Origin of the sequence: Segatella copri, assembly GCF_026015465.1 — a bacterium.
Classification (GTDB): domain Bacteria; phylum Bacteroidota; class Bacteroidia; order Bacteroidales; family Bacteroidaceae; genus Prevotella; species Prevotella copri_E.
Window position 1 is genome coordinate 1 of the sequence record NZ_JAPDUQ010000004.1, and the last position, 19,804, is coordinate 19,804.

Consider the following 19,804-nt stretch of genomic DNA (forward strand, 5'->3'; position numbering starts at 1 on the left):
GTAATAAGACTCTTTTTGATAAAAACAAATTTGTTATTTTCTGAACTTCTTCTTAAACCATTGCAGGAATGATTCGTAAGCACTGATCTCTTCCTGATGCTGAGGCTCAGCGAAGGTAAGCTGGTCGCCGTAGGAATCACCATGCTGGTCGGGGAAGATAATCATCAGGTTGGTACCTGAGAAGTATTTCGTTATTTCCTCCGGCAGACGCTCCAGTGCTGTCTTGTAAGATACGGTTCCCTTACGGGCGGTTACTACCACGAACAGGTGGTCTGGAGATATCTGCGAAGCCAGCTGCGGCAACTCGTTCCAGTGAATCATCTGGGTATAATCGGCACGCACTTCCGGATGCCGGTTCTTGATATATTCATTGATGAGCGCCAGACTCTCTTCTCTGCCATGAAACTGGATGCGGCAGTCGAGATTGCCGGCAAGTCGGGCAAGGCGTTCCAGCCAGCGGTAGAAACCCGGCTCAAACTCTGCTCTCGAAGGTACGGCTACCTGTATTCTTCTCAATGTATTCAACGGCTGTCTGATGCGTGCCATGATGATCTGTCGGCTCAATCCGTTGAAGAGACTCTGGTGGAATTCTCCCCAGAACTTCGGCGAAACCTCAGGATGCATGTGCATTCCGATGATAATCTCAGAACATTGGAACTCGTTGAAGGCATGCTTGATGCCGTTAGCGATGTTGGCTGCAATACGAACCTGGGTCTGCGTCATCACATCGGTGGCTGCAGCCAGCTGACTGCAATGTTCCAGAATCCGTCTTCCCTGTTCCTGGTTGTATCGCATGTCCTTGTCTTCATATACCACATTCAGGCAGATGAGTCCCCTGTTCAGTTTCTGGTTTCTCACCAGAAACGCCAGACTCATCAGGTTGTCGGCATATTCTGGATATTTCACCGGAACCAGAATCTTCTCATCGCTCACCTTCTTGTCGTCTTCCGCATCAGGCAGTTCCTTGTCTCTCAGGATAATCTTCTGCGAAGACCGGTCGGTAAGGATGGATGAGATGATGCAGGTAATCAGAATCATCATAACCACACCGTTGAGCATATCATCGTTGACGAGGTAAGTGCCCGGTGCTACGAGCAGATGCATACCCACCATCACCATGGCGATACTTCCGGCAGCATGAGCCGAAGTGAGTCCGAACATCATGTGACCCGAAGAAAGCGGCAATCGGAAACCCAGACAGGCGATATAGGCTGCGATGGCTTTGCCCAGGGTTCCGAAGAAGGCGATGCAGAACACGACCCATAGAATATGACTGCCCTGAAACAGCAGATTGATATTGATCAGCATGCCCACACCTATCAGGAAATAAGGAATGAAGAGGGCATTGCCGATAAACTCGAGGCGGTTCATCAGTGGCGAAACATGCGGAATATATCTGTTTAATATCAGACCGGCGAAGAAAGCACCGAAAACGCCCTCGATGCCCACTATCTGCGAAAGTGCCGCACTCATAAAGAGCATCGAAAGTACGAAGATAAACTGCATCACCGCATCGCTGTATCTTCGCAAAAACCATCTTGTAAGTCGGGGAATCAGCATGATCATCACGCCACAATAGGCGGCAAACTTGAGGGTGAAGAATACCCAGAACAGTACGCCGTCATGCTTGCTGAACGATGCTACCAGTCCGGCAAGCATAATCAGGGCTATGAGCAGCGAAATCATGCTCGACCCCACACTCAGCGTAACGCTCGGTTTCTGTTGCAGTCCGTATCTCGAAACGATAGGATAGGCAATCAGCGTATTGGATGCCATGATGCAGCTCAGCAGGAAGGAAGCCTTGGCAGAGTAGTGGAGCAGCCAGATACTCATACCATAGGTGAGGAAGAACGGAATAAAACAGGTGAGCAGGCCATAGATAAGCAGTCGCGACTTGTTCTTTTTCATGCCTTCCATATCCATCTCCAGTGCGGCGAGGAACATGATGTAATAGAGTCCCACCTTTCCGAAGAGCTCAAACGAAGAGTCGCGCTCCAGGATATTCAGTCCGTATTTGCCTATGAGCACACCTGCCAGCACCATTCCGATGATGTGCGGGATACGGAGTTTACCCATGATGATAGGGGCAAAGAGGATGATGAGGAGCACTACGAAGAATATCAACGTAGGGTCTGTGATAGGGAAGTATTGAGCGATATGGAACATAGGCTTTCTTCTTTTTTGTTATAATTAAAGAGGGATTTCTGCATCAGCATTCATCCCTCCCTTTCTGTTTTTGACTGCAAAAGTACGAATAAATCTTGAAAGCACAAAGTTTTTCTGCCCTTATCCTACTATCATGGTGATATTTTTGCATGCTCACTATTGTTTCAATCTTTTCATATCCCTATCCACCATGGCACAGACACAGGAATCTGACCATACGTTTTCTGCCGTTTCAATCATGTCGATGATGGTATAGATTGGCAGGATGATGCCCATGATGCCGATAGGAGCATTGATGCCGGACATCAGAGATAGGGTAAGAAAATAACATCCCATCGGTACTCCTGCATTACCCACTGCTGAGATAACTGAAATGAAGAGCCAGAGAATCATCGTAGTCCAAGGTAAAGGCATTCCTCCATTCTGCATCAGGAATAAGGATGTTACGAGGATAAACGCAGCGCAACCATTCATGTTGATGGTAGTACAGATAGGCAATACGAAGCGGGAAACCTGATTGGAAACTCCCAGTCTGTCTTCTGCTGTCTGCATCGTCACCGGCAACGTAGCAGCAGAACTCTTTGTAAACAGAGCCATTAATACTGCCGGCATCATCTTGCCCAGTGTACGCACAGGGTTCAAGCCTCTTGCCAAGAGGAAGAGCGGAAGGATGATAAAGAATTGAATGACATTACCTCCCAGGATAACAGCTACGTACTTTCCTAGAGAAGCCATCACGATACCCGCAGAGAACTGGGCTGAGAGTTGTGCTGCAAAGGCAACGATACCCAGAGGCAGAGCCCAGATTAATCCATGAATCAGCATGAAAAGCAGATCCTGTAATCCAAACAATCCCTTCATCACGACTTCTTTCTTATCGCTTGATGGCATTTTGGTTAAAGCAATACCTGCTGCTGCCGCCAAAATCAGGATAGAGAGTACATTTCCTTCGGCAAACGGCTTGATGATGTTGTTGGGTATTACTCCAAGAATATGGTCATAATAGCTGGTTTCTCCCAGCTTTTGGGGAACATCTGCCATACCGCTCTGCACCAAGGCTGTAGGTAAATTGCCTGGAGAAACGATGTTGTAGAGCACCAGTCCCACTGCTGCAGCTGCTATCGTCGTGAGCAGGGTGTAGGTGATGGCGTGGCGGAATATCTTACCGGTATCTGCCTGGTTGCCCAAGGATGCCAGGGTAGTGATAACTGCCAAGGCTATGGTTGGTACTGCCAGAAGCTGGAATAAGCGGGTATAGACCGTGGCTATGAAGTTCATCAGACCATCCAGCCAGCTGATGCCGAATATCCCCAAGACGGCGCCTACTATCAAAGCGCCAATCCATAGTACCAGCTGCCGGGTTTGCTTATTCTTCACTCCTTTTTGCTTACTGCAGCCAGCATTGCTATTCGGCTGTCTATTTCCAATATTATTCATTGTTTCTACCATGATTTTAAACTATTATTTTCAAAAGGCAAAGGTATTATTTTTTTTCCTTGTCAGCAATCCCACAAATATGGTATTTTGCAATCTCGTTATTTTTTTCGGGCTATTCCTTTGCTTGTATCATTATTTTTTGTAACTTTGCCGAAAGATTTTAAAATGGCAGCAATATGAAATATCCTATAGGAATACAAGACTTCGAAAAAATCATAGAGGGTGGATATGTATATCTTGATAAAACTAGCCTCGTTTATGATTTGGTGCAAAATGGCAATATATACTTTCTGAGTCGTCCACGACGATTTGGAAAGTCATTGCTCGTATCTACCTTGAAATGCTATTTCGAGGGAAAGAAGGAACTGTTCAAGGGGCTTGCCATCGACAAGCTGGAGAAGGAGTGGAAGCAATATCCTGTGTTTCATCTCGATTTCAATGGTAATAATTTCACTAATCCTGGAGAACTTGAGGTCATATTAGAAAACTTTGTTGCATCGCAAGAGATGATATATGGTAAAAGTCCTTTCAGGGATTCCTTAGGAGGTCGTTTTGAATATGTATTGAAAGCTGCTCATGAGAGAACAGGACTTCGTGCCGTGGTTTTAATTGATGAGTATGATAAGCCAATATTGGATGTGCTTGATACACAAATCAAAACATCAATAAAGGGTGAAGAACGGTTGTTGGAAGATTGGAATCGTGAGGTCTTGAAAGGTTTCTATAGTGTCTTCAAGGCTGCTGATGCTAATCTACAGTTTGTCTTGCTCACGGGTGTCACCAAGTTCTCGCAGGTAAGCGTGTTCAGTGGTTTCAATCAGCCTAACGACATCAGTATGGATGAGCATTACGAGGCACTTTGTGGAATTACGGAAGAGGAATTGTATTCTACCTTTGATGAACAAATCAAGGCGATGGCCGTGAGATACAAGACGACGGAGGAAGGAATGAAATACAAACTGAAAAGGAAGTTTGATGGTTATCACTTCAGTCCTAATATGCTTGATATCTATAATCCTTTCAGTATCTTGAATGCTTTGAGCAAGAAGATTCTGGCAGATTATTGGTTCCGCACCGGTTCGCCAACCTATCTTGTTCGCCTATTGTCTCATTTTGATGAGAACATCAATGAGATGGTGAACAGGTTTTATCCTACGAGTAGTTTTATCGACTACAAGGCAGATGTGGAAGCACCGTTGCCGATGATTTATCAGAGCGGTTATCTTACCATTAAGGACTGGAATATGGATACCGATTCCTATCTCCTGGATTTCCCGAATGATGAAGTGAGGAGCGGTTTCCTGACGCTGGTAGCTTCCAGTTATCTGAAGCCATCGAAGTCAACGGATGCCTGGGTTATTCAGGTAATAGATGTGATGTCGAAGGGAGATTGCCATCAGTTGGAGAATCTGATGACTTCCTTCTTTGCCAGCATTCCTTATAACCAGCGTCGTAAGGACGATGAGCGCGAGAAGGAGCGTTATTTCCAATATACCTTTTATCTCGTATTGAGAATGATCAGCTGTTTCACGGTGTTCATAGAAAAGCAGCAAAGCGAAGGTAGGGTAGATTGTGTGGTTGAGACCCAGAACTATATCTACATCTTCGAATTCAAGCGTGATGGTTCGGCTGAAGAAGCCCTGAAGCAGATAGAGAATATGGGATACGCCAGGGAATATGCAGCAGATGGCAGAAAGATTTATCAGATAGGCTGCAACTTCTCATCGAAGACGGGAACCATTGATGGGTGGAAAATGAAGTGGGTAATCTGTAAGAATATCCTGAAGATGTAGTGATGTGGCGTTGTTAAGAATGAAACTTTTTTACATTAGCTTGCCTGAAATTCTCATATTTTCAGATGCTTCTGGGTTCTTTGAAAATATCGTAAATATGAAGAAGAATAGAAACTTGTTGATAATCAGATGTTTGTGATTTCTTGACAAGATGATGCCGTTGAGGAAAATCTGTAGTTGTACGACTATAACCCCTATAGTTGTACAACCATAACTCTACAGTTGTACAACCATAGCATGTATAGTCGTACAACTGTAACTTTATAGTCATACAACTATAGGTCTTGTTCTTAATATAGAGCAGAAAACAGAGAATTCCGGCCTCTCAATCCTCTTGTTTTTATCGCTAGATTCCAAACTTGTAGGTATATGAATTTTGGTTATAAATATTGACGGGAGGTATTTTTGCAATTGTAATTTGAACTAAAAAAAGGAGGAATAAGGCCTTATGGAAAATGGGGAAGATGTTCCCGAATGGCTGAAGAATGGGGATTATGAGTTTGAGTATAATATTATAAGATAAGATCAATTGTGTGTCTGATTTAGCAAAGAGGGTGTGTCATAAGTAAATGATTCACCCTTTTTTGTTTGTTGGAATGTTGCTGATATGTTGTTGGAAAACATAATATAAGTTGTTAGAAAAGATAGTATATGTTTTTGAGTTAGTTAGTATCTCCGGTCGCACAACAGCTGTTGTGCGCTTGCATAGCAGCTGATATGCGCTTGCACAACAGGTGATGTGCATGCGTAGGCCAACTGTTATGCGCCAACTATAATTTAGACTTATGACGCCTCCTCTTTGTCATTTGGTACATACAGAATGGCATTTCATACAAGGTAGGTTTTGATATTTGTAGGATAGGTAAGTTAGAGGTTTATGGGCATTGGAACCGTCATGAAATAGGAATGTGGAAGTGCTATCTTTTCGGTAGTGGTACCATCCGATGCCTTTTTCTTATCCTTTTCAGAAAAATCAAGTTCTTCCGATAAAAAAGTGGCTAAAAGTTTGGCAGTATCAAGAATATTGCTTACTTTTGCGGTCAGAGTTGGAGTAGACGGAAAAGAACGGCTACAATGAAGACTCAAATGGATGAGCGTATTGAATGTAAGTCTTGAAATAGAAATGTGGAAATTTCAAAATTCAACTATGACGAACTGCAATACGGCTCACGCTATGGGATTATTATATCCTTTTCTCTATAGGGGGAAGGTGCCGATATACCTTTTGGCGTGGGCTATTGTATGTTGCTAGTTGAAAGGTCTTTCCACAACCTCTATTTCGGCGACAGAACAATAGTCCCACGCCATTTCATTTAAATTTAGTAACTAATGCAACTTCTGGGAACAAGTTGAGGATAGAGGTATGCTTATGGTGTTGGAAAAAGCTATTATGCCAAGATACAATCCAAACCATTTGGATGATCGTTATTGAATAATCTGATATTGTTGAATTAGTAAAATATTTGTTTATGGTACATTTTACGTTTAAGAACGGACTAGCAGGCAAAAGCCTATCAGTCCACAACTCTTTTAAGAGCTTTATTATTATGGTGGTTATGCTCGTTCTGACCACTAGTAGTGCATTTGCTGAAGAAATAGATGGTCTAAATTACAAATTAGATTCAGAGACAAAGACAGCAATACTCATACCTAAAACGAATGGAAAATATGCTGGAGATATTGTTGTTCCTGGAAAAATAAAAGGCACAGATGGAGCGGAATATTCTGTTGTAACTTTAGGAGCAGAATGTTTTAGTGCCTGTTATAACTTGAGTTCCATCACAATTCCTTCAACTGTAACGGTAATTGGTGTTCGTTGCTTCAAGGAATGTGGTAGCTTAACTTCTATAGTCATTCCTTCATCTGTATCGTCTTTGGGAGAAGGTTGTTTTAAGAATTGCAGTAGCTTGACATCTATCAATATTCCTTCATCTGTTACATCATTGGGGTATGAATGTTTCTATGGTTGCAGTAGTTTAGTTTCAATAATTATTCCCTCATCAGTAACTTCTTTGGATTGGAGTTGTTTTTGGGATTGCAAAAGCTTAACTTCAATAACCATTCCGCCATCTGTAACATCGTTGAGTAAAGCTTGTTTCTATGGGTGCAGTAGTTTAACTTCAATAACCATTCCTGCATCCGTAACATCTATTGGTTCTTTATGTTTTGCGTATTGCAGTAGTTTGACTTCCATTACTATTCCCGCATCAGTAAAATGGATAGGAGAATATCGTACCTTCACAAACTGTGTAAAACTTAATACAATTTTTTTTAAAGGTGTACCACCAACATGTGATTACTCTAGCATGGGGTTGTCAAACTATATAGAAATAAAAGTCCCAGCGGAATATCTTCAGGATTCTAAGAAAACTTTCGGCTCTGATTTTATTAATCCTCAAATCCGCAACCTATAGGGTTTAGTGGGATTTTGCTTGCAAAGCGACAAAATTCATTTTATTGTACATATTTCTTGCACAACAGAAATGTCGCAGACACAAAATCCCCTTACCCCATAAAGCGACTTGAGGTAATACGCTGGTTTAACCAGAAAAGCATGGTCTTTAACCAAAGTCTGTCTTGAACAGGTTGGCATAAGCATTGTTGTCTGAGTAAATGTTCAATACATGCCTACGTGATGTCTTAATCCATTTCGCAGGAACAGAGATGAACTTGAAAACAAAGGTCTTGATTCTGCTGGTGGCACGCAATCCAAATTCATGGGTTTTCAATCTCTGCATAATAGCTTTGTAGAAGTTTCTGATGAGAGCTGTCATAAGCAGGAATACAGTATTCTGTGCCATGAACGATTTTGGCAATCGATTCCAGCCAAAGCCATTGTTCATGTCATCGAAGATGCGTTCCTTGCCACCACGAAGATTGTAGAATTCCACGATGTCTCTTGCACTCGACTTGTAATCGTTAGTCAGTATACATCTGTAGGTATATTCGCCTTCCCAAATGTCAAGGTCTCCATCTATTCGCCTTTGTCTCTGTATGACAAGACGATACGGTTTTCCTTTCCATTTCTCAACAAGGATAGAATTCAACTCAAACTCAATACCGTTGATTTCAACAGTTTTCCATCCAGTTAAGGCAAACATGGAATCGTAGAAAGAAGAGCATCTGTTGGCACGAATATAAAAATACCTGCAATGAGCCTCTACCATATCTACGATTTCCTCCGAACATGAGCCGCAATCCATGCGGGCACGAGAAATATATATTTCCGAAGCCTCCAATCGCTTGAAGATTCTTTCCAAAGTTTCTTTTTGGTTGAAGCGCACGTTTGTGTTGCCGTCTCTATTTTCAATACCAACAATCATGTCGTTAATGACAGCTACACCTGGACTATAGCCCAAGAACTTCTTGTAGGTTGGTTTTGCATCATACTTCTCTGTTTCAATGAACTGATGGTCAAAGTCAAAATCATACTCTTGACCGGATTTCAATTGACCAGTAGCAAGCAGGGCATTGACCAGTAAGCAGTTCATCTTGTCTGCAGTATTGAAATCATAGGATTTGCCAGAAGCAGACTTATAGGTGATGCTCTTAAAGGTCAGTTCTTCGATAGCACGTAATATGGTGTCTGCGCTGCAAGTGCGAAGAGTTGGATGAAGAGATAAATGTTTCATCAGGTGAGTTGTAACATCCTCAATACATGAGCCACCACAAAGATATACGCACATCAGAGAGCGTAGAATCTCGCTATATTGATAACCAAACATAGTGCATCTCAATCCCAAGGTGGAATCTATGGTTTGAGCTAAAAGAGCATCAAATTGCTCCATAATCGAAAAAATTCCCCCAAAAGGAGTGAGTTTCTCAGATTTTATTTGTACTTTTGCCATGTCATTCAGAATTTTGTTTGTTTTTATTTTGCAACACTAAGATAAGTGAAATTTCTGACATGGCAAAATCCTGAGCAACTTTTTGTTGCTCAGGTGCTTATAAAAAATATTAAATTATAGTGTTGCGGAAATTAGATTAATATATCTGCCTGGAATCCAAACGAATCTGGTGATGACGATAAACCTGTTACCCCATGTGCCACTCCAGCAATCTTTTATGGTGCAGGTAAATTAAAGTTCTCTAGCGAAACTGCAGGAGCAAAGTATCACTATACTATCAGTGATAAGGATATGGCTACAGATGCACTTTGCGAAGACGGTAATGTATCTCTTTCAGCAGCTTATGACATATCTGTATATGCAACAGCTGATGGCTATTCTGCATCCGAAAAGGCTAAGGCAACCCTATATTGGGTCAATGCCAACCTGGAGAATACAACCAACATCTATCAGGCTAGAACCCGTGGCGTTGTGGCTTCCGCTCATGATGGCATCGTCTGCATTTCGGGTCTTGATAATGGCGAGGTGGTTAAGTTTTATGCAGCTGATGGCAAGCTTATCGGCTCATCTTCTGCCGTAGACGGTACCGCATCCTGCGCTGTATCAGAAACCATGGTTATTGCAAAATTCGGTGATAATGCAATCAAGGTTGCAGTAAAATAAACTATTGTAGATAAAAAATAAAGAGTTTGATGCACTGAAAATGTGCGTCAAACTCTTTTTTTTGAATTCGCACAGCCTGCGTTCTTGGTTTATATATCAAAGATGGGTTTCTAAAATCACATTTTATTACTATCTATTTTTTTAGCATTATAAAATAACGCAAGATTCTTCGCCACCAAGATGCTTTTTTGCCTGTTTGGGCAGAAAATGATAATTCTTGTATTTCTTCCCTTTGCAAGTCTGACTCATTCTGAGATCTTACTTCCGCTCTAACACGTTTTTCTGATTCTGTCAGTTGTTGTTTTGGGAATGTTTCACCACTATTTGGGACAGACTTTTGCATAATGTCTAAACCTAAATATGTCGACCTCTCATTTGCTGCTATCATTTGACGGGCCTCTTCAAGTGACCAGTGTCTTTCGGAGACAATTTGTTCATTTAAAGAATTTTCTTCAGGCAAATACGTAGAATCTATTGATGACAAAACGTCTTCGACTATTTTTAAACAACCTTTAGGATAAAGTGTAATCTGTCTCTCAGAAAAACGAATAACAATCCACCCATGATCAATAAAATATTTGTTCCTTTTTTGGTCATTATCACATTCAATATAATGAATTGGTTCGTTATTAACAGAATAAGGTTCGTCAATCTCTATATCAATATGAACATGAGGATGTCCCTGATGAACAATAGCAATATCGGGTTCATAACATAAGTCAATGTCATTTACCAAACCAATATCAGATTTGACCTCATAAGGATCTTTTATGAATCGAGAAAGCATTTTTTCAAATGAATCTTCCTGAATCCCACGATTGTAAACTCTTTTTTGTATTCTATAAGGCATGATAGGTGTTTCCATAATAGGTAGGCATATAAAAGGATACATACTATAGGAAGAGTACTTATCATACCTAACATTAAAATCAACATATTCAATAGATGAGGTTGACTCAGAAACCGATTTTGAAAAATCACTATTTCTGAATCTATGGCGATATTCTTCTAAATCTATATCCTCAACATATATATCATTTATTTCTGATTCTATAGCCTCTGGTGTTGGTTTATATTTCTTCTCTTCTATCTGCATTCTTTGATATATTGGATCATATCCTTTAATATAAACCCAATTACCATATTCGTCAACTTTCGATACTAAACAAAAAGCCCATACTTGAGAATCTTTATAATGATAACCATATTTATCTGTCCTAATCTGACGATTCTCACCTATTATTTGATAACTAGGTTGAAAAGAAAGATTACCTAAAATATTATGTCCCCATAAAATACCCAGTGGTAAACCTTCACTATTATACTCTGGAATATTTGCAGAACGACCTTGGTATGGTAGTAACTCTGAAGCCCACCAAACGGAGTCACATAGTTCATAATCTATAGTGTCAGGTTCATATACACAATGCTCATTATAAAGGTTTACACGAAAATGTTTTCTGTCTGGTTGAACTCGAACATTATATAGTTTATATACACTTTCACTTTGTAACTTCTTATTTTTATTACTCTTATCAGACATACTTTTATCAAATTCCGAGCGAGAAACACAAGGAAATGATGTTGCAGAAAACGGCAAATAATAGCGTTTACGTATTCTATCGGCAATATCTGCTAAACATCTTCTATCATCACGAGCGCAAAATACAGATATTTCAGTATAGACTATGGGGGGTAAATCATTAAGAGCAATAGGACCATTTAACGTTATTCCATCAGGAACTTGTCCAGTATAAAGGTCTTTATATTCTACAGAATTGTATTTTACAGTTCTGATACTGCTGTAGAAATTATTGAATTTTCTCACGTATTCACCATTAAGACTAAATTTAGACACGCTACCATAGATAAAACGTAAATTCTCAGGCAACAGTACACAATTATCTATTTGAAACTTTAGGTCATTGTCATGAATGTAGTCTTTAAACTTCGTGACATAAGAATCATCTAAAATTTCAGCTAATATTGGTACTTCTAAAATATGCTCTGTATTCTTAACTACAGCTAATATGTAATCAGATATAATGCCATCAAATAAGCCTTTACAAAGCCTTAATTTAAATATTTCAAACTTCTCCATAAATGTATATCTATTTTTATTTATCTCTTGACTTTGAACTGTTCCAACCATAAGAATAATCAGAGCTTCTGTTTGTCACCCTGCCATTAACTGACCATTGCGAATAATCTGTTCGTAAGCCAATCGTTATCAAGTTAGCGGACAACCATATTCTTTTTTGTCGGTAAAGGTACAAAAAATATTGATACATTGACTCTTTTTTCTTAAATATCGACAACAAAAGTACAATTTTTCTGTGTTTCCTATCAGTACAGCAACAAAAAAGCCAGAAGATAAACCTGATGACCAAATGAATAGACATTAGGAGGTATATTATACGAGGATTGCAAGAACTCTTTTAAGTAGATTATGACTCATCATTAAGAGACAAAATGCCAAAATACATACTTCTTGTATGTTCGTTATCTTCCTCAGGAAGTAGTGTCTTGAATCCGTTTCATATCGCTTAAATGCAAACTTTTACAGTTTTAAGAAATGCAGAACATCCCTCTTCTACTTTTTTTCTGTTAGCCTTTCTTTCCTCTCTGGTCATGTTTTCTACACGTTGCATTTCTTCTTCAAATTTACGTGCTGCTTTGCCATAGAGAATTGGCGTTTCTTTGATTGGTCTTGCCATATTTAAATCCTCCTATGATTAATGATTATAAGTCTGTTACAAAGGTACGAGTTTTTTATCAAATCACCAAAGTTTTGTGCAGGTTTCTTCCTTCTTTGAATCTTTCATGCAAAATAACGATAGGTAAACCAAGGATATATGAAAATAAAATTGTATCTTTGCACCAAGTTATATTAAAATAGGCAGCAATATGAAATATCCTATAGGAATACAAGACTTTGAGAAAATCATAAAGGATGGCTATGTTTATCTGGACAAGACAGGCTTGATCTATGATTTGGTTCATAATGGAACAATTTACTTTCTGAGTCGTCCTCGACGATTTGGAAAGTCGTTGCTCGTATCTACCTTGAAATGCTATTTCGAGGGCAAGAAGGAACTTTTTAAAGGGCTTGCCATCGACAAACTGGAGAAGGAGTGGAAGCAATATCCGGTGTTTCATCTCTCTTTTGGTGGACAAAATTATATTGAGCCTTATACCCTGGAGCATGTTTTGGAGGAATTTGTTGCCCGTGCTGAACTTGTTTATGGAAAGGATGAACTTGCCAAGACTTTAAGTAGTCGCTTTCGAGCCGTACTCAAGAAAGCTCACGCAAAAACTGGAGTAAGAGCAGTTGTACTCATCGATGAGTATGACAAGCCTTTGCTTGATGTGATGGATATGGATATTTCTGTGCAGAATGAATATGGAAAGATGACTTTGGAGGATTATAATCGTAATCTTCTTAAAGGCGTTTATTCTGTGTTCAAGGAAGCGGATGATGACCTGCAGTTTGTCTTGCTAACGGGTGTCACAAAGTTCTCGCAGGTAAGCGTGTTCAGTGGTTTCAATCAGCCTAACGACATCAGTATGGATGAGCATTACGAGGCACTTTGTGGAATTACGGAAGAGGAATTGTATTCTACCTTTGATGAACAAATCAAGGCGATGGCCGTGAGATACAAGACGACGGAGGAAGGAATGAAATACAAACTGAAAAGGAAGTTTGACGGTTATCACTTCAGTCCTAATATGCTTGATATCTATAATCCTTTCAGTATCTTGAATGCTTTGAGTAAGAAGATCCTGGCAGATTATTGGTTCCGCACCGGTTCGCCAACCTATCTTGTTCGCCTATTGTCTCATTTTGATGAGAACATCAACGAGATGGTGAACAGGTTTTATCCTACGAGTAGTTTCATCGACTACAAGGCAGATGTAGAAGCACCGTTGCCAATGATTTATCAGAGCGGTTATCTTACCATTAAGGACTGGAATATGGATACCGATTCCTATCTCCTGGATTTCCCGAATGATGAAGTGAGGAGCGGTTTCCTGACGCTGGTAGCTTCCAGTTATCTGAAGCCATCGAAGTCAACGGATGCCTGGGTTATTCAGGTAATAGATGTGATGTCGAAGGGAGATTGCCATCAGTTGGAGAATCTGATGACTTCCTTCTTTGCCAGCATTCCTTATAACCAGCGTCGTAAGGACGATGAGCGCGAGAAGGAGCGTTATTTCCAATATACCTTTTATCTCGTATTGAGAATGATCAGCTGTTTCACGGTGTTCATCGAAAAGCAGCAAAGCGAAGGTAGGGTAGATTGCGTGGTTGAGACCCAGAACTATATCTACATCTTCGAATTCAAGCGTGATGGTTCGGCTGAAGAAGCCCTGAAGCAGATAGAGGATATGGGCTATGCCAGGGAATATGCAGCAGATGGCAGAAAGATTTATCAGATAGGCTGCAACTTCTCGTCGAAGACGGGAACCATTGATGGGTGGAAAGTAAAGTAGGTAATAAGGAAACCAAGCGCAAGATGGTTGAAAAGCTAGAAACCTTGGTAAGAAATAGTTGTCTTGAACGTACAGGTAAAGAACCTATTGGAATAATAGAAGTATGGTAATCGAAACATTGATGGATGTGTCTCCGTGCCTTGAATGATTCGTCTCCTTAAGTGAAAGAATATGTCTCTTTGGATGAAAGAATACGTCTCTTTGGGTGAAAGAATACGTCTCCTCGGGTGAACAGAACCATCTTCGGGAGTACAAGGATACAACTTCTTGAAAGTTGTCACTAGGCTCGGCAGGTCTGCTGAGCCTAGTCAGCAGGTCTGCTCACTGCAGTCAGCAGGTCTTACGAGCCTAGTGGGATGACCTGTGAAAAGTTGCAATCCAAGGCGAGATTTCCTGATATTTTTTATGAGAATGCTTGCATTCTTCTTTTGAACCGCCAAACGCAATAGCAACTATTTTTCTCCAATTTTCTGCATATTCTTGCAGAAAAGTAAGCAAAAATGATAAATTTGCAGCAAAAAGCAATAATTTTTGGGAATTTATGCTTGATATTGTAGAAAAAGTCTTAACTTTGCAGCGGATTTGAGAAAATAAGCAGTTTCCGGCTATCAGAAAATGAGAAATCATGAAGCTATCAGAAAATGAGGAATCATGAAGATGATAAGGAGGCTGGCTTTCTCTTCCACAGTTTACACTTATAACAACTTTATAAATTAAAAGATTCGATTATGAAAGTAGCAATTGTTGGTGCAAGTGGCGCAGTAGGACAGGAATTCCTGCGTATCCTTGCTGAGAGAAATTTCCCTATGGATGATTTGGTGTTGTTTGGTTCTGAGCGTTCTGCCGGACGAAAATACAACTTCAAGGGAAAGGACTATGAGGTCAAACTTTTGCAGCATAACGATGACTTTAAAGATGTCGATATTGCTTTTACATCTGCTGGTGGCGGCACTTCAGAGGAGTTTGCCGAGACTATCACCAAGTATGGTGCCGTGATGATTGATAACTCTAGCGCATTCCGTATGTGCGACGACGTGCCTCTGGTTGTGCCTGAGGTAAATGCTGAGGATGCCCTGAACCGCCCTCGCAACATCATCGCCAACCCTAACTGTACCACCATCATGATGGTAGTAGTGTTGAAGCCTATCGATGACTTAAGCCATATCAAGAAGATTCATATCTCTTCTTACCAGAGTGCTTCAGGTGCTGGTGCTGCTGCCATGGCTGAACTTGAGCAGCAGTATAAGGATATCATCGAGACAGGTAAGACTGAGCATATCAATAAGTTCCCTCATCAGTTGGCATACAATGTCATTCCACAGATTGACAAGATGACTCCTAACGATTACACCAAGGAGGAGATGAAGATGTATAACGAGACCCGCAAGATTATGCACTCTGATGTTCGCACCAGTGCTACCTGCGTTCGCGTTTCTTCACTCCGTTCTCACTCAGAGAGTGTTTGGTTCGAGACAGAGAAGCCATTGGCAGTAGAGGACATCCGCAAGGCTTTGGAGGCTGCTCCAGGCGTAACCGTAAAGGATGATGCCCAGAACTACGTTTATCCAATGCCATTGGAGAGTGCCGGTAAGGACGATGTATATGTAGGTCGTATCCGCAAGGATCTGGCTGATGACAATGGTAACACATTGTGGTTGACTGGCGACCAGATTCGTAAGGGTGCTGCCCTGAACGCTGTTCAGATTGCTGAGTACTTGATTAAGGTGGGCAACGTAAAGTAAGCCATACCTTATTTATATAAAAGAATATGAGGAAGTTAAGGGATAATGAATTTTATCTCTTAACTTCTTTTCGTCTTTATACGATTCTGAATAGAAAAGTAAGAATATGATTGAAAGATTCAAACTCTTGCTCCAGGAGATGAACCGGGGCATTTATGAGAAGGAGACGGAGATATCGCTCTCACTCCTGGCAGCTCTGGCAGGTGAGAGTATCATCCTGCTGGGACCTCCGGGTGTGGCAAAGAGTATGGTGGCCAGACAGTTGAAGACGGCATTCAGGGATGCTCAGAGCTTTGAGTATCTGATGTCGCGATTCTCTACACCCGATGAAATCTTCGGTCCGGTGAGCATTCAGAAACTGAAGACTTCGGATACTTACGAGCGTGCGGTGGAGGGTTATCTGCCTACAGCCGATGTGGTTTTCCTGGATGAAATCTGGAAGGCGGGACCTGCTATCCAGAACACGCTCCTTACGGTGATTAACGAGAAAATCTTTAGAAACGGCAATCGGGAGATGCATCTTCCTCTGAAACTTCTCGTGGCGGCAAGTAATGAGTTGCCAGCTAAGGGAGAAGGACTGGAGGCGCTCTGGGACCGATTTGTTATCAGGATAGAGAGCCGACCGATTAAACTGGAGAAGAATTTCCGGGCGATGCTGCTGGATTCTAATGAGTCTCACACGGATCTCACTGATTCCACGGATGAGGCTAATGCTATGTCCAAGAAGTCTTCTGTAAAGCAAATGCCAATGGGAGTAGAAACATCAGAAAGAGATTTGTTTATTTCTGAGAATACAAAGAAAAAATCTGTGAGATCTGTGAAATCCGTGTGCGATATAAGAATATCCCCTGAGGAGTATGCAGGATGGACGGAGCGTATCGATAAGATTGGCGTGAAAATCGAGGTGCTCGATGCAATTTCCGCTATCCGTAAATCTCTGAGAGCCGTGAATGTGGATGATGCTGCCGAGCGCAGAAACATCTATGTAAGTGACCGAAGATGGAAGAATATCGTCCGCCTGCTTCGCACTTCTGCCTTTATGCAGGATAGGGAAGAGGTGGATATCTGCGATTTGCTTCCTATCTACCATTGTCTGTGGCAGGAGCCGGAAGAGCGGGATGCTATCCGAAACATCGTGATCCGTGCCCTCTTTTCTCCTTTTGCAGACAAACTCGTGGAGATGAAGAATGCACTTGCTGAGGACATCAAATATCATCGTGTCCGCAGGAATCCGGAGGATGGCAGGGATTACGAGGGGGAGATAGAAACTCTTTCGGATGGCTTGACCTCGTTGGAAAAGCAGTTGGGCGAGAATCTCTTCGCATCAGCTGATGATAAGGCGGAAATATCGGCTTATCTCCGTGATTTCTATAAGGAGTTGGCATTTACCCGTCAGGATACGATGAAACTCTATGAGGTTTAATAGCCCCTATTACTTATACATTATTATATATAAAAGAATCTAAACATGATGAATGAACAGAAAATATTGACTCCAGAGTTGGAGGCGCGTGTTCACCAGGCTGTGGATAACTTTATGCAGGGCTATGGCTGTTGCCAGTCGGTAGTGGCTGCCTTTGCCGATTTATATGGTCTTGATGATGAGATGGCGAAGCGCATTGGTGCCGGCTTCGGTGGTGGAGTAGGCAGAATGAGAATGATGTGCGGTGCCGTTTCGGGCATCGTGGTGCTCGTTGGCTTGGATTGCGGACAGACCGAGGGGGATGACCGCGAGGGTAAATCTGCATGCTATAAGGTGGTGCAGGATTTGCTTGCTAAATCGAAGGAGCAGAACGGCAGCATCATCTGTGCCGAGATTCTGGGCTTGAAGGGCCACGAGAAAGCGCAGTCCAGCTATGTGGCTTCAGCAAGAACGGCAGAATATTACAAGACCCGTCCTTGCGCTGCCAAAGTGGAGAGCGCTGCAAGAATTTTCGCAGAATATCTGATGGAGAAAAAATAAGGATTTACTCCCATGAAATACCAGAATAACAAGGACTTGGCGGAGGCGCAGTATTACTTGAAGATGCTGGATGACTTCTGTAAGTCGGGACAGGTGAAGATTCCTGATCCGACAGGCACCGCCATGCCTTGGAATTTGAAGGAAGACCCGCTGAAGGATTATCTTATTCATCTCTTTACTCTGAAAGTAACCATAGCAGAAACTGGCGAGGAGGTGCAGAAATTCGTGCGCCAGGTGGTGAACAGCAAAATCAAGAGCAAGGTTTTCTATGATAGCGTGGGAAAATTCATCGTGGAATGCGTCCATCACATGCGCTTCCAGCGCCAGCGTGCCTGGACCGAGAGTCATCGGGCAGATGATGTGCTCGATTGGGCTCCCTTCAAGCGAATGGATGAACAGGTGTGGCTCCCTTTGCTCGACCAGCTGGAACAGGAACATGCTGAAGATGGGTTCGATAAACCTTTCTTCCTTAAACTGATGACTGGAGACGGGGCTTCGAAACCCGAAAACTGGGAAAGGCTGGTAAGAGACTGGAAGGTCTGCATCGACCATCAGGTATTGAACAAGTTGAAGGACTTTATCTCGCTCCGTCAGAACAACTTCGAAACAGGACTGGTGCGCATGATGGACCAGATAACCCGCAACATGAAGACGAAGGGCGTTTCGGAGCAGCGCGCCGTACAAGCCTGGGAACTGATGACGAACGGATGGACTGAAACGGAGTTTGAACGCCGTCTGAACCAGGTGAAGATTCAGGATAAATATCCCGAAATCAAGGAAATTGTGGCGAAGATGGGACGAGTAGCCGATGCCAACGGCAAAGATAGGCTCACCATTGCATCGGGCGTAGAGATGAAGATGGAGCATTCTACGGGTAGCGATATCGAGGGCATTACTGTGGGCGATGATCTCAACTCCCTTCTCCCGCTCGAACTGGCACAGTACAGTGATGAAGATATGGAGGGTCTCTTTATATATAAGTATCGCACGCGAAGACTCCAGACCTTCCGTTATAAGAGCGAAATGTCGAAACCATCCCGCAAACTCGGCTTTACCCACGCCTCCCGCAAGGGTCCGATGATTGTCTGTCTGGACACCTCAGCCAGTATGTATGGCACGCCCGAAAGGATATCCTCTACACTCATCTCTCTGCTGGAAGAGACGGCAGAAGATTTGGAGCGTGACTGCTTCCTGATAGATTTCTCCGTCAGTACCCGTGCCATCGACCTGATGGCGAAGCGGAAGGCAGAGCGGTTGAAGAGAATCGGAATCACTATGATGGAATCAGCCGAAGCAGATGCAGTTCCGTCCGTTGGAGACGGGCAGGCGCATACCGGGCGAGGCATCCGTCGCCAGCCAACCACAACACACCTTCCGTTTATCGGCGGCGGAACTTCGGCAAAGAAGATGATGAACCAGATGTTCGAACTTCTCGACAACGACGGTCTTCATTACGTGAATGCCGATGTGCTTTGGATTACCGACTTCCTGATTCCCGATCCGCCACAGCAGCTGCTGTCCCGATTCAGGGAATACAAGGAGACGGGTACCCGATTCTATGGCATCCGCATCGTGCGTGATGATGACAAGGAGCCGAACACCTGGAAGGAGTACTTCAATCAGATTTATACCATCCGGTACCGACCGCTGCGAAGATATTAAAGAAGATTTTAAAGAAGATATTAAAGCAGAGAAAAG

General features: G+C 42.2%; 13 protein-coding genes. 8 read left to right on the plus strand and 5 right to left on the minus strand.

Annotated elements, in window-relative coordinates:
• Positions 1-33 precede the first annotated feature (33 nt).
• Complete coding sequence (locus ONT08_RS13360; protein WP_117586843.1) at positions 34-2,166, minus strand: cation:proton antiporter; 2,133 nt, start codon at positions 2,164-2,166, stop codon at positions 34-36.
• Between the two features lie 156 nt (positions 2,167-2,322).
• Positions 2,323-3,543, minus strand: a complete 1,221-nt coding sequence (locus ONT08_RS13365; RefSeq protein ID WP_264960173.1) for a dicarboxylate/amino acid:cation symporter — start codon at positions 3,541-3,543, stop codon at positions 2,323-2,325.
• A 236-nt stretch (positions 3,544-3,779) separates the two neighbouring features.
• Here ONT08_RS13365 and ONT08_RS13370 point away from each other — a divergent pair, with 236 nt between their 5' ends.
• Both ONT08_RS13370 and ONT08_RS13375 read left to right on the plus strand, forming a co-directional pair.
• Positions 3,780-5,396, plus strand: a complete 1,617-nt coding sequence (locus ONT08_RS13370) for an ATP-binding protein (protein ID WP_264960174.1) — start codon at positions 3,780-3,782, stop codon at positions 5,394-5,396.
• Positions 5,397-6,865: 1,469 nt separating this feature from the next.
• Positions 6,866-7,810 carry a leucine-rich repeat domain-containing protein gene (locus ONT08_RS13375; RefSeq protein WP_264960175.1) on the plus strand — a complete coding sequence of 315 codons (945 nt, stop codon included), beginning with the start codon at positions 6,866-6,868 and terminating at the stop codon, positions 7,808-7,810.
• A 147-nt stretch (positions 7,811-7,957) separates the two neighbouring features.
• On the opposite strand, the gene ONT08_RS13380 is transcribed toward ONT08_RS13375, so the two are convergent.
• A complete protein-coding gene (locus tag ONT08_RS13380) occupies positions 7,958-9,244 on the minus strand; it encodes an IS1380 family transposase (RefSeq protein WP_264959240.1) in 1,287 nt (428 codons plus the stop codon).
• 291 nt (positions 9,245-9,535) lie between these two features.
• On the opposite strand from ONT08_RS13380, the gene ONT08_RS13385 reads away from it, so the two are divergent.
• On the plus strand, positions 9,536-9,907 hold the full coding sequence (locus ONT08_RS13385; RefSeq protein ID WP_264960176.1) for a hypothetical protein: 372 nt from the start codon (positions 9,536-9,538) through the stop codon (positions 9,905-9,907).
• 133 nt (positions 9,908-10,040) lie between these two features.
• On the opposite strand, the gene ONT08_RS13390 is transcribed toward ONT08_RS13385, so the two are convergent.
• The gene (locus ONT08_RS13390) at positions 10,041-12,008 is read right to left on the minus strand and encodes a hypothetical protein (RefSeq protein ID WP_264960177.1); all 1,968 of its coding nucleotides are present in this window, start codon (positions 12,006-12,008) and stop codon (positions 10,041-10,043) included.
• Positions 12,009-12,453: 445 nt separating this feature from the next.
• Entirely contained in the window at positions 12,454-12,624 is a 171-nt protein-coding gene (locus ONT08_RS13395) for a hypothetical protein (protein ID WP_181985871.1), read from the minus strand.
• 190 nt (positions 12,625-12,814) lie between these two features.
• On the opposite strand from ONT08_RS13395, the gene ONT08_RS13400 reads away from it, so the two are divergent.
• The 5 genes from ONT08_RS13400 to ONT08_RS13420 all read left to right on the plus strand — a co-directional run bounded on the left by ONT08_RS13400 (position 12,815) and on the right by ONT08_RS13420 (position 19,768).
• Positions 12,815-14,401, plus strand: a complete 1,587-nt coding sequence (locus tag ONT08_RS13400) for an ATP-binding protein (protein ID WP_264960178.1) — start codon at positions 12,815-12,817, stop codon at positions 14,399-14,401.
• Between the two features lie 728 nt (positions 14,402-15,129).
• Positions 15,130-16,143 carry an aspartate-semialdehyde dehydrogenase gene (locus ONT08_RS13405; RefSeq protein WP_117662130.1) on the plus strand — a complete coding sequence of 338 codons (1,014 nt, stop codon included), beginning with the start codon at positions 15,130-15,132 and terminating at the stop codon, positions 16,141-16,143.
• Between the two features lie 106 nt (positions 16,144-16,249).
• Positions 16,250-17,566: an AAA family ATPase gene (locus tag ONT08_RS13410; RefSeq protein WP_264960179.1), complete on the plus strand. Its 1,317-nt coding sequence runs from the start codon at positions 16,250-16,252 to the stop codon at positions 17,564-17,566.
• A 45-nt stretch (positions 17,567-17,611) separates the two neighbouring features.
• Positions 17,612-18,106, plus strand: coding sequence for a C-GCAxxG-C-C family protein (locus ONT08_RS13415; RefSeq protein WP_118086148.1), 495 nt, complete (start codon positions 17,612-17,614; stop codon positions 18,104-18,106).
• Positions 18,107-18,118: 12 nt separating this feature from the next.
• A complete protein-coding gene (locus ONT08_RS13420) occupies positions 18,119-19,768 on the plus strand; it encodes a vWA domain-containing protein (protein ID WP_118201593.1) in 1,650 nt (549 codons plus the stop codon).
• The last annotated feature ends 36 nt before the right edge of the window (positions 19,769-19,804 follow it).